We start from the raw sequence: 12,415 nt of genomic DNA on the forward strand, positions 1-12,415 counted from the left end.
TAACATCACTTTTTAATCTTTATTTTTACTCAAAATATTTTTAATCTACATTTATTTGTATAATTAGCTTAATAAGGTAAAAATTATCCTTTGTAAAGAAAAATTAATTTTAAAAATATATAATCGAAACTTTATTTAAAAATTAAGGACAAATTGAGTCAATGAATAAGGTTTTCTTATCATTTGTTGTTAGTGGTAGCTTACTAGCATCAAATTATAAGCTAGTTCCATTGAGTGCTGATGGAGTAGCTTTATCTAGCTCAAATTTAGCAAAGAGTTTTAGTGCCGATGCGGCTTTTATAAATCCAGCAAATATGGGATTTTTAGGACAAAATCCACAATTGCATTTTAGTTCAAATTTTTACAATGCTGCTGGCTCAAGATTTACAAATGAATTGGTAAATGGTTTAGATGGCGAACCATATTATAACGCCACTGATGCACACGGAAAAGAGTTTTCGTTCTTTATACCAACACTTGCATTTGTTTATCCTATTAACGAGCAACATTTTGTTGGATTTGCAGGTTATACTGATTTTGCTGCTGTTTATGGATGGAATAGTGATTATGCAAAAGCACTTGCTAATAATATGGATATTCGTGGTGGAACTGCAGCTATTTCCTATGCTTATAAGCCTATTGATGAATTAAGTTTGGGTGCAAGTTTAACATTAAATCATACTAGAATCAAATTTAATATTTTAAAAGATAATGCAAAAAATCCTAGATATATTCCAGCAGATATTAGTAGTGTAAATAGAGTTTGGGTTGATGAAAAAGGTAATGCACATCCTTATTCTTGGGTATATGAAGGAGATGCTAGGGTAGATAATGGTTATAAATTTGGATACAAATTATCTTTAACTTATGTTCCTAAATATTTTGATGATAAATTAAGATTTTCATTACTTTACAATTCTTCTTATAAAAATAAGTTTGAAGGTAATATTGATTTTAAAATGTCAAAGTTTGGAATGTTTGATTTTGCAAATAATTTATCTCCAAAAAATCAAGAACAATTTAATTCTATGCAAATGTCTATTCAAGAGTTAGCAGCTATGAGTATTGGATTGGCTGGTCTTATGAGTGAAGTATATAAAATAGACCCTAATACTGGTTCTATAGTTGGAACTTTACCTACTCAAGATAGTAAAGTTGGTTATAATGGTTATGTGAGTGCTAATTTCTTATATCCTGCTAATGCTAATTTTGGTATTGCCTATGAATATGGTAAACACGAGTTTATGTTTAATATGGGAAGAACATTTTGGAGTAAAGCAAAAACATTGGATTTAAAAATAAATTCACCAGAAATTCCACAATCATTAAAGCTCGCAACAATGCAATTTATGCAAAAGTGTGCAGTACCTGGTAATGATTGTAATACTATTGAAGGTTTTCAAAAAGTTGCTATGAGTATAGGTGCTACTTTAGACCCTAAAGATAAGCAAGCTATTGAAGAGTATTTTTTATCATCATTTTTACAAAGTAGTTTAGAACAAGGTTGGAGAGATACAACATTACTTAGCTTTGGTTATAGATATAACTATGATAAAGAATTATCGCTTATGCTAGGTTTTTCTACAGAAGATAGTCCAGTAAGACGCGAGAAAATAAGCTTTTTAGCAAAAGATAGTAGAATGTATATGTATTCTTTAGGACTTGAATATAGATTAAACAAAAACTTAAAAGTAACAGGAGCGGGAGCATATCAACACTATGCTGATGTTAAAGTAAATAATGTTACTGATAATATTTTGATACAGACTAAAGGTAAGTTTTCAAATCAATCAAATCAGATTGTAAATGTTGGTATCAATTATGAGTTTTAATTAAAGGATGTAAATGCAAAATTATTATGAATACTTAGAACATTATTCTAATTTAAGTAGAGTTGCTATTTTTGATGCAAATGGAAAAATAAGCTTTAAAGAGTTAAAAACTCATGTAGATAAAATGATAGCTTTTTTGCAAAATCAAGGCGTTAAAAGTGGTGACAATGTAGCTTTTATTATGAGTAATTGTAAAGAATTTATGATTTTATATTTTGCAATAGCATCTTTAAAAGCAGTCGCAGTTCCTATTAATACTATGCTAAAATGTGAAGAATATGAGTATATTATTAAAGACTGCGATGCAAAATTATTAATAGTTTCAAAAGATATTAAAGAAGCTGCTGAATTAGCTAATGAATTTAAAGATATTTTAATATACCATTCTTTTGATGATAATTTAAAAGATGGATATTTAGCGAGTTATTTAGATTATGCACCTGTTTATAATTTTAAGTGTGAAGCTAGTATTGATGATAGCGTTCATATAATATACACTTCAGGAACAACAGGTCTTCCTAAAGGAGTTTTATTAAGCTATAAAAATATTTTATCAAATATCAAATCAGCTCAACACGATTTTAAAATAAAATCATCAGATAGAGCCATAGCGTATTTGCCTATGTTTCATAGTTTTACTTTAACAGCAGTTTGTTTATTACCTTTACTTTCGGGTTGCTCGCTTGTAATTGAGCGTTCTGTTTTACCTTTTTCAAATGTTATAAAACAAATTCTATTAAAAAGAGTTACGATATTATTTTCAGTTCCTGTGATACTAAATGCTTTATTAAAGGCAAAGTTACCTTGGTATTTTATGTGGTTTCATAAAATTAGAATTATAGTATCAGGCTCTAGTGCCTTAAGTGAAGGAACTCTTAAAGCCTATAAGGAAAAATTTAAAAGAACCGCAGTTTTAGAAGGCTATGGATTAAGCGAATGTTCTCCAGTAGTTGCGGTAAATCGCCTAGATAAGCAAAAGGTTAATTCAGTAGGTTTGCCATTACACGGGTATCAAGTAAAAGTAGTAGATGATGATTTAAAAGAATTACCTATCGGAGAAGTAGGGGAGTTAATCGTAAAGGGTGATTGTGTAATGCAAGGCTATTACAATAAACCTGAATTAACCAATGAAGTAATAGAAGGCGAGTGGCTTAAAACAGGTGATATTGCAAGACTTGATGAAGATGGATTTATTTATATAGTAGATAGGAAAAAAGACATAATAATTGCAAAGGGGATTAATATATATCCAAGAGAAATTGAAGATATTATTATGCAATTAGATGAAATTGATTCTTGTGCTGTTATAGGTGTTAAGGATAGTGATTTAGATGAAAGCGTTGTTGCTTATGTTTGTTTAAAAGAAGGTGCTAAACTAAGTGCTCAAGAAATTCAAAAGTATCTTAAAAAGTATTTAGCAAATTATAAAGTTCCTAAAACAATTGTGTTTAAATGCGAATTACCAAAAAATGCTGCTGGAAAAGTATTGAAAAAAGAATTAAAAAAAGAGTTAGAAATTGGAAAAAATTAAAGAGTTTTTAAGTAATAATTACGAAGAGAGTTTTTTATATTTAAAGTTATTAAATCAAGGTCTATCTAAAGAAGCGTGCATTATATTAAGAACAATGCTAAACAAAACTATAAAATCTCGTTTTGGGATAAAGTTTCATAGCATTGTAGAAGATGCTTTTAATGCTAATACTACTGCTCAAATGGTTTCATATTTACCAAATTTCGTTGAGCTATATGAGAAAAAATTTATTCAAGAAGCAAGCGGAAAGCAGTTTAATTATAAAGATAATGCAGGGCTTATTTTATTTCAATCAATAGCGCTTACAAGATATGCTCATGTATTTTTTAACCTTGCTAATGAATTTGATGGAGCAAGATTAATTAGTGATAATGAATTAGAAGAATATAAACATAAGCCTTATACTGATTTAAGCGTTTATTTAAATGATTGCTTTGATATGATTGATGCTAGGATTAAATTAGAGTTTTTAACATCGGATTTAAGACTTGATTTGATTAATACAAGGCTTAAAAATAGCCCAAAATTTCATAATCCTTTTAATGAAATTATGAAAGATTATGATTTGAGTGCCGAAGAAACTCTTATATTAATGGCTTTATTAAAAGAAGAATTAACAGGCTCTAAAAAACCACTTCATTATGAAGAATTATTAAGCATAATTAATCCTTATCAATTAGAAAAGATTAGAAATTATGAATTATTAAGTGATGATTCTAAGTTGCTTAGCAATGAATTAATTGAATATGTTGGTAATGATAATAGATTTATTATAAGTGATAATGCTTTAAAATATTTTTTCCCAAATAAAGGCGAAAATATTAAAGCTATTGTAGAAGAATTAAATTTCTTTGAATATTTAGAAATAAATGAAATAGATTTAATAGTTAGTAAAGATATTAGCGATTTAGCAACAAGTCTTAAAAAATGCTCAACCAAAAGTGTGGCAAAAAGATTGAAAGATTGGGGCATAGTAAAAGATGATATTTTAAGAGCTAATATAATTTTTTATGGACCTCCAGGCACGGGTAAGACTATGAGTGCTAGTTATTTAGCAAAAACTTTAAAAAGAGAAATTATCACACTAGATTGCTCTAAAGTATTAGATAAGTATGTAGGAGAGAGTGAGAAAAATGTTCGTGCTATTTTTGATAATTATAAAATAATTAGCAAAAGCGTTAAAACTCCACCTATTTTATTATTAAACGAGGCTGATCAATTCTTAAGCACTAGAAGTGTAGCAAGTCACGGAAGTGAATTAATGCATAATCAAATGCAAAATATTTTCTTAGAACAACTAGAAAAATTTGATGGCATTGTAATAGCTACAACTAACTTTTTAGATAGTTTAGACCCAGCATTTTCAAGGAGATTTGAGTATAAAATCAAATTCTCAAATCCAACAGAAATAGAGCGTGAGAAGATTTGGAAATTACACTTACCAAAAAATGCGGAATTTGAATCAGGATTTAAAGTAGAAGATTTAAAAAGTTATGAATTAAGTGGAGCACAGATTAAAATGGTTGTTAAAAATACTGCTATAAAAGTTGCTCAAGGCGATGGAATTTTTAGATTAGATGATTTTAAAGAAAGTATTCAAAAAGAACTAAATAGCGATTTTTCTAAAGAAATTAAAATGGGCTTTAATTAATCAATAGCCCTTATAATAAAATAAACTACGAAAGGAAAATCCAGTGAATATTATTAAAAAAGCTCTAACATTTGAAGATGTATTATTGGTTCCGCAATATTCAGAAGTTTTACCAAAAGAAGTTGATATTAGCACAAAGCTTACTAAAAATATTAATTTAAATATGCCTTTAATTTCGGCTGCTATGGATACGGTTACAGAGCATAGGGCTGCAATAATGATGGCAAGGCTTGGTGGAATTGGAATAATTCATAAAAATATGGATATTGAAAGCCAAGTAAGAGAAATAATCAGGGTTAAAAAAAGTGAAAGTGGTATTATATATGACCCTGTTTATGTTAATACTAAAGCAAAGGTAAGTGATGCTTTAGCTATTATGAATGAATATAGTATTTCAGGTGTTCCTGTTGTAGATAATGATAAAAAATTATTAGGAATTTTAACTAATCGTGATTTGAGATTTGAGACTGATTTTTCAAAAATAGTTGATGAAGTAATGACAAAAATGCCTTTAATTACTGCTAAAAAAGGTTGCACCTTAGATGAAGCTGAAGTAATTTTTAGTAAAAATAAAATAGAAAAATTACCTTTAGTAGATGAGAGTAATACTCTTTGTGGTCTTATTACTATAAAGGATTTAAAAAAGCGTAAAGAATATCCAAATGCAAATAAGGATAAATTAGGAAGATTAGTAGTAGGTGCTGCTATTGGAGTAGGGCAACTTGATAGGGCTAGAGCTTTAGTAAATGCAGGTGTTGATGTCTTGGTTATGGATAGTGCTCACGGACATAGTAAAGGCATAATTGATACTTTAAAAGAAATCAAAAAAGAATTAAATATAGATGTAATAGTAGGCAATATCGCTAATCCTAAGGCGGTTAGGGATTTAGCATTAGCAGGAGCAGATGCTATAAAGGTTGGTATTGGACCAGGTAGTATTTGCACTACTCGTATAGTAAGTGGAGTTGGAGTGCCGCAAATTACTGCTATTAGTGATTGTGCTGAAGCTGCTAAAGAGTTTAATGTGCCTATAATTGCTGATGGTGGGATAAAGTATTCAGGAGATATTGCAAAGGCTCTTGCAGCAGGTGCAAGTAGTGTAATGATAGGCTCGCTTTTAGCAGGGACTGATGAAAGTCCAGGAGAATTTATCACATATCAAGGAAGACAATATAAATCGTATCGCGGTATGGGTAGCTTAGGGGCTATGGCAAAGGGTAGTTCTGATAGATATTTTCAAGAAGGAACAGCAAAAGAAAAGCTAGTGCCAGAAGGAATTGAAGGAAGAGTTCCACATACTGGAAGTATTAAAAATGTAGTGTTTCAATTACTTGGTGGTCTTAGAAGCTCAATGGGTTATAACGGAGCTATAAATATAAAAGATTTTCAAGAAAAAGCTGAATTTGTAGAAATTACTAGTGCAGGGCTTAAAGAAAGCCATGTTCATGATGTAACAATCACTGCAGAAGCACCAAATTATAAGGTAAATCAATGAAAAAAACTTACGAACAAATCTGTGAAATTTTAGATGAAAAATTAAAAATAATTGAAGATGAGCAAACGCCTTTATTTGATTTAGTAGATGCGTATAAAGATGGTATGAAACTAATAAACGAAGCTAGAGAATTATTAGATAAGGCTAGTAAAGATATTGAAGAATTTGAACAAACTAAACAAAATAATTCTTTAAGTATTGATACAGAAAGATTGCCATTTTGAAAATAGCAGCACTTCAACTAAGCACTCAAGCTTTAAGTAATGCAAGGCTTGATTATTATTTAAGGATTTGCGAGCAAAAAGATGTTAGGTTAGTAGCGTTAGGCGAGTATGTTTTAAATAATTTTTTTACTGAATTAAAGCAAATGCCAGTTGATTTAGTAAAAGAGCAAAGCAAAGTAAAACTAGAAGCCTTAAAAGAATATAGTGCTAAATATAATTTATGTATAGTTGCTCCTATAATTCTTAGCACTAATAAAGGTTTTAATAAAACTTGCTTAGTAGCAAATAAAGGTAAAATCAAATATATAAATCAGCAAGTTTTTATGCCGTATTCACATTGGAATGAAAAGGATTTTTTTATAAATTCAACAAAAGCTATTAAATTACATACTTTTAAATGTGATAATTTTAAAATAGGTGTTTTATTTGGCTATGAAATACATTTTGATGAGTTTTTTAAAAAGGCAAATGAATTAGATTTATTGATAATTCCTACGGCAAATACTTATAATTCAAATTCTAGATGGTGCGAACTTATTAAAATGAGAGCATTTTTAAATAATACTAATATTTTAAGAGTAAATCGTATTGGTGTTAGCGAAGTAGATGAATTAGAGTGGAATTTTTATGGTAATAGTTTTTTATGCAATGCTTATGGAGATATAGTTCAAGAATTAAGCGACGCTGAAGAAGTATTAATTTCTGAAATTAGCAAACCTAGTGAAGCTGCTAAATTTTGGCAATTTAAGGAAGTAAGAAATGAAATCAACAAGCGACTTTTATGAAAGACAAACTTTATTATTAAAAGATAAGCAAAAGAATTTAGAAAACAAAGAAATCATAATAATAGGTGCAGGCGGTCTTGGCTCAAGTATAGCATACGCACTTGCTAGTAGTGGTATAAAGAGTATTAGTGTAGTTGATTTTGATATAGTTAGCTTTAGCAATATTCAAAGGCAAATTATGTTTAATTTTAACGATGAAGGCAAAGCTAAGGTTGATTGTTTTAATAAATTAAAAGAGCGTTCATTTTGTGATATAAAAACTTATAAAATGAGTGCGGCAGAATTTTTTGCTACTAAACCTAGTGCTGATTTGATTATGGATGCGACTGATAATTTATCAGTTAGAGCTGAAATTGATAATTACGCTAAAGCTAATAATATTCCTTGGATTTTTGCTAGTGTTGAAGAGTTTTTCATAAGTGCTAGTATTGTAAAAAATAAAAAAATAGCATTCAAAAATGAAATAAAAAGGATAAAACCCCAAGCAACTCCATTTGTTATGTTTAGTGCTACTTTTGCAAGTATTTTGGCATTAAAATATCTAACAGGTTATGAAGTAAAACTTGATTATTTATATTATTTTGATTTTTCAAAAGATATTTTAAATCTTAATAAGTTTAATTTATGAACCATCAAGAAAAATCATTTTTTTTATTAATATTTGCTGTAGTTATCTGGGGAGCATCGTTTTTGCCTACTAAGTGGGTATTAAACTACATAAATAGCTATGAATTATTATTTTATAGATTTTTATTAGCTTCTATTGTGTTTTTTTTCTTGGTTAAAAATGATATTTTAAAACATTACAAAAATACTTATTTATATGGATTAATCACTGGTTTTTGTATGGCGTTTGCCTTTATTTTTCAAACCCAAGCACTAAGCTTTACTCAAAGCTCTAATGTGGCTTTTCTAACTGGTTTAGAAGGAATTATTGCTCCATTTTTATGCTTTTTTATAAGCAAAGCAAAGCTTAGTTTTAAGATATTTTTCCTAGCTTTACTTGCTTGTTTTGGTATGTTTTTATTTAGTGATGCGAATTTTGATAATTTTGGAAAAGGCGAATATTTAGCGATAATTTGTGCTGTGTTTTTTGCACTTTTAGTGGCTTTAAATGATAAATTTTTAAAATCAAATGATTTAAATACCTTTATATTTTTTCAATTTGTAGGCAGCACGATAATTTATTTATTATCGGCTTTAATTTTTGCTGATTTAAGTTTAACTCCTATTTTAAATTCTAAGGTTTTTATACTTATTTTAGTATCAGCATTGATATTTACAATATTTTGTTTTTTTGCTCAAAATTACGCTCAAAAGCACCTTCATCCAAGTAAAGTCGCATTGATTTTACTACTTGAGCCAATTTCGGCTGGAATTTTAGGAAGTTTTTATGGAGAAGTATTTACAATTTTACAATTATTAGGAGCAGGGTTAATTTTGATTGCTCTAGCATTTTCTTAAAGGATTTTTATGAAAAAAATATTTTTTATCGGTATTGGTGGCATTGGTCTTAGTGCGTTGGCTAGATTTTTAAATGAGCGTGGAATTAGTGTTTTAGGAAGCGATGTTTATGAGAGTGAATTAGTAAAAGAATTAAGAGCAGAAGGAATTGCGGTTTTTATAGGTCATAGTGCATCAAATTTAAGCAACGATATTGATTTAGTAGTGCATTCAGCAGTAATTCGTGAAAACAATCCTGAAATAAAAAAAGCAAAAGAACTAGGCATAAGAGTTCTATCAAGAAAAGAAGCCTTGCCACTTATTTTAGAAAACAAAATGCTTTTTGCAGTTGCAGGTGCACACGGCAAAAGCACTACAAGTAGTATCCTAGCAAATATTTTGCAAAGTTCTTTTATAATCGGTGCAGTGGATAAAAGAGCTGGTAAAAATATGGTGTATAAAACCAGTGAAAAATTAGTTTTTGAAGCTGATGAGAGTGATAGTTCGTTTTTAAATTTAAATCCTGCTTTAAGTATAGTAACTAATGCTGAACCTGAACATTTAGAGCATTATAATCACGATTTAAACGCTTTTTATAAAGCTTATACAGACTTTTTAAAACAAAGCAAAATTAGAGTAATTAATGCTGAAGATGAGTTTTTAGCTACAATTGATTTAGATTGTGAAAGACTAGTGCCTAGCGAAGATATTAAAAACTTAGAATTTGAAGTTAAGGATTATTTGCCTTTTATATCTTTTGATTTAAGAGATTTTGGTCGTTTTAGCGTGCAAGGTCATAGCGAATGTATAGCTATTGATACTGCTTTAGCAATACTTGCTGCTAGGTGTGTTGGGCTAAGCCTAAGTGAGATTAAGCAAAATTTAAAAGATTTTTGTGGTATTAAAAAGCGTTTTGATGTTTTATATGCTAGTAAGGATTTTGTAATAATTGATGATTACGCTCATCATCCAACCGAAGTAAGAGAGACTAAAAAAGGCATATTTTCTTATGCAAAAGCACTAAATTTAGATGATACTATAGCGATTTGGCAACCTCATAAATACACAAGATTGCTTGATAATTTAGAAGGTTTTAAAACTTGTTTTGAAGGTTTTTCAAAGCTATTTATTTTGCCTGTTTATAGTGCTAATGAAGATGAAATTAAAATTGATTTAGCTAAGCATTTTCCTAATGCTTGTTTTATTACAGATGCAAAAAGAGTTGATAATTCTTTAAAATTATTTAGTAATTTAGGAGAAATTACTTTAGATAAAGGCGTAGTGGTTGGATTTAACGCAGGTGATTTGACCTATAAATTAAGGGGCTTAAAATGATTAGATTTGCAATATTTTTAATATTGTTTTTTGCATTAATTGGTGTTTGCATTTATTATAAAAATCATTTTAATTCTAAGCTTTATGTGGCTGTTATTTCATTAATAGTTGTTACTTTTATAGTTGGTTTTATATACACTAGCCTAGATAATTCAAGTGGAGCTTTAAAGCAAGAGATTTTAAATATTTATAATTCAGGTAAGGATTTAGATTGTCAAGGTATAAAAATCAATATCAAAACTCACGGATTTAACAACGGAACTTCAGTATTTATAGATAATACTAACAATCAAAAAATAGATATGTTTATTTGTAAATAATTTTAAGAATTTAATTAAAGCCTAAATAATAAAGGCTTTAATTATTTTAACTATCTTTAAAATATATTTTAGCAGCAAAGCTTACTGCTAAAATTATCATTGAACTTATTAATAAAATTGAAACCAACATTTTTTACCCCTTTAAAAATATCTATAAAGCACAGCATTAATTCCACTTGGCATATCGCTTGTGCTTTCTAATTCTTCAATTTCTTCATATTTTTTACGAGCTTTTTGCTGCTCTTGATGATTTGAACCTTCTTTTTTATCTCCAAAATTCATAGCAAGACCCGTAAAGCCCATATTTACAAGGCTATTTTTAAATTCTTGCTGATTTGCTATGAAAAGATTTAGAGTATTTGCATTGTTTGAATTAAGATTTATATGTAAGTTATTACCCCTTGCAATCATAGTGACATTAACTTCTCCTAATTCTTTAGGATTTAAATTAATGCTAACTTTATGGCTTGGAGCTTTGAATTTTTCTATTTCTTCCTTAAAATCTCTTGTAAAATTATCAATTACTAATTTAGTTTGTTCTTTACTAAGTTCTTTATTAGGATTTAAAAAATCAACTTTAAGATTTTGTGGTAGATTTAGCTTTTCTTTATTATCTTGAGTTTGGCTTGAGTTTTCATCTAAATTATCTTGCAAATTTTCTTCTACTATATTTAATTCAGGTAGAATTTTATTTTCATTTTCTTTTGTTTCTTGGGTTTGAATTTGAGTTTTATTTGCTTGAATTTGTATATCTTTTATATCATTTTTAATTGTGTTCGGAGTGATTTTTGGACTTTGTGTTTCTATATCTTTTGAAACGATTTTAAATGCTTCTTCTTTTATATCTTTAGTTTGTTTTTTATCATCATTTGCAATTTTGCTTAATAACTCATTTAAAGCCCCAGTTTTTAGAGTTTTTTCAGCGTTTATAATAGGTTCGTTTGTATTATTAGATACAATTTTTTCACTTTTTACTGATAATAAACTTTCTAAATTTGGTTTTTTAATTTCAGTATTTTTTAAATTCTCTTCAATTTTTGTATTTTTGTTTAATGCGTGTGAGAAGAAATTTTGCTCATATAATTTAGGATATGGTTTAGCAAAAATTTGCTCGTTATATTCATTATTTTTAATTTTTTCATAAGTTATATTGCTAAGCCCTAATTTATGCTCTTTTGCAAGTTCTACTAATGAATGAACGCTATTTGTATTTGCAAAACTTTCTAAACTAGCTTTATTATTAACAATATTTTTTAAGTTAAAAAAATCATTTAATTTTACATTTTTTTTATCTTGCTTTAATATGTCTAAAAAATCTAAAATCTGAACGAAATTCAAATCATCTAAAAGTTCTTTTCCATATTCAACATCTTCCATAGAAGTCTTAATATCTTGCATAATTTCAGCATCACTTATTTGCAATCTTTTAGGTAAAAATTCATTCATTTCTTTTGCATTTTGCACTATTTTTGATACTTTATCTTGTAGAGTTTTTGGATTTTGTAAAAGACTTGCTAATAAATTTGGCTCTTGTTTGCTTGTTTTTTCATTTAATAAAGTTGAAGCTAGATTTATATTACTAAATTGTTTTACATCTTTATTTTTTATTTCATTTTTTGCTTTAAATACATTTTGCATTACCAATAAATTTTTAGTATCTTTTACATCGGTTTGATTAAATAATAAATCAGCAAAACCTTCTCCGCCAGACTTTTTAGAGCCTTTACCTTTTTTAGAATTTAGATTTTTTACATCTTGTAAAATTAATAAATCTTTCATAATAATCCTTGTTTAAAACT

11 protein-coding genes are annotated in these 12,415 nt (G+C 28.2%); 10 read left to right on the plus strand and 1 reads right to left on the minus strand.

Annotation, left to right across the window (positions count from 1 at the left end; all coding sequences use genetic code 11):
- Nucleotides 1-161 precede the first annotated feature (161 nt).
- Genes AVBRAN12647_RS02205 through AVBRAN12647_RS02250 form a run of 10 tightly spaced genes read left to right on the plus strand, consistent with a single transcriptional unit; the run spans nucleotide 162 to nucleotide 10,616 of the window.
- A complete protein-coding gene (locus AVBRAN12647_RS02205; RefSeq protein WP_336614212.1) occupies nucleotides 162-1,832 on the plus strand; it encodes an OmpP1/FadL family transporter in 1,671 nt (556 codons plus the stop codon).
- A gap of 13 nt (nucleotides 1,833-1,845) precedes the next feature.
- Entirely contained in the window at nucleotides 1,846-3,363 is a 1,518-nt protein-coding gene (locus AVBRAN12647_RS02210) for a long-chain-fatty-acid--CoA ligase (protein WP_239803049.1), read from the plus strand.
- Entirely contained in the window at nucleotides 3,350-5,014 is a 1,665-nt protein-coding gene (locus AVBRAN12647_RS02215; RefSeq protein ID WP_336614623.1) for an AAA family ATPase, read from the plus strand. The genes AVBRAN12647_RS02210 and AVBRAN12647_RS02215 overlap by 14 nt, the downstream gene beginning before the upstream one ends.
- 43 nt (nucleotides 5,015-5,057) lie before the next feature.
- Nucleotides 5,058-6,509, plus strand: coding sequence for an IMP dehydrogenase (gene guaB / locus AVBRAN12647_RS02220; RefSeq protein ID WP_336606693.1), 1,452 nt, complete (start codon nucleotides 5,058-5,060; stop codon nucleotides 6,507-6,509).
- The gene (locus AVBRAN12647_RS02225) at nucleotides 6,506-6,733 is read left to right on the plus strand and encodes an exodeoxyribonuclease VII small subunit (RefSeq protein ID WP_214116840.1); all 228 of its coding nucleotides are present in this window, start codon (nucleotides 6,506-6,508) and stop codon (nucleotides 6,731-6,733) included. Before guaB ends, AVBRAN12647_RS02225 begins: the two co-directional genes overlap by 4 nt.
- The gene (locus AVBRAN12647_RS02230; RefSeq protein WP_214119803.1) at nucleotides 6,727-7,518 is read left to right on the plus strand and encodes a carbon-nitrogen hydrolase family protein; all 792 of its coding nucleotides are present in this window, start codon (nucleotides 6,727-6,729) and stop codon (nucleotides 7,516-7,518) included. The genes AVBRAN12647_RS02225 and AVBRAN12647_RS02230 overlap by 7 nt, the downstream gene beginning before the upstream one ends.
- A complete protein-coding gene (locus AVBRAN12647_RS02235; protein ID WP_336614624.1) occupies nucleotides 7,493-8,146 on the plus strand; it encodes a HesA/MoeB/ThiF family protein in 654 nt (217 codons plus the stop codon). Before AVBRAN12647_RS02230 ends, AVBRAN12647_RS02235 begins: the two co-directional genes overlap by 26 nt.
- Nucleotides 8,143-8,982 (plus strand): DMT family transporter, encoded by an 840-nt coding sequence (locus AVBRAN12647_RS02240; protein WP_336614625.1) that lies wholly within the window; start codon nucleotides 8,143-8,145, stop codon nucleotides 8,980-8,982. Before AVBRAN12647_RS02235 ends, AVBRAN12647_RS02240 begins: the two co-directional genes overlap by 4 nt.
- 9 nt (nucleotides 8,983-8,991) lie before the next feature.
- Nucleotides 8,992-10,296 (plus strand): UDP-N-acetylmuramate--L-alanine ligase, encoded by a 1,305-nt coding sequence (gene murC / locus AVBRAN12647_RS02245; RefSeq protein ID WP_336614626.1) that lies wholly within the window; start codon nucleotides 8,992-8,994, stop codon nucleotides 10,294-10,296.
- Nucleotides 10,293-10,616: a hypothetical protein gene (locus AVBRAN12647_RS02250; RefSeq protein ID WP_214116831.1), complete on the plus strand. Its 324-nt coding sequence runs from the start codon at nucleotides 10,293-10,295 to the stop codon at nucleotides 10,614-10,616. Before murC ends, AVBRAN12647_RS02250 begins: the two co-directional genes overlap by 4 nt.
- 141 nt (nucleotides 10,617-10,757) lie before the next feature.
- Here the strand turns inward: AVBRAN12647_RS02250 and fliK are convergent, their stop codons facing one another.
- The gene (fliK, locus tag AVBRAN12647_RS02255; protein WP_336606690.1) at nucleotides 10,758-12,395 is read right to left on the minus strand and encodes a flagellar hook-length control protein FliK; all 1,638 of its coding nucleotides are present in this window, start codon (nucleotides 12,393-12,395) and stop codon (nucleotides 10,758-10,760) included.
- Between the last annotated feature and the right edge of the window lie 20 nt (nucleotides 12,396-12,415).

Source organism: Campylobacter sp. RM12647, assembly GCF_020138135.1.
Taxonomy (GTDB): Bacteria; Campylobacterota; Campylobacteria; order Campylobacterales; family Campylobacteraceae; genus Campylobacter_E.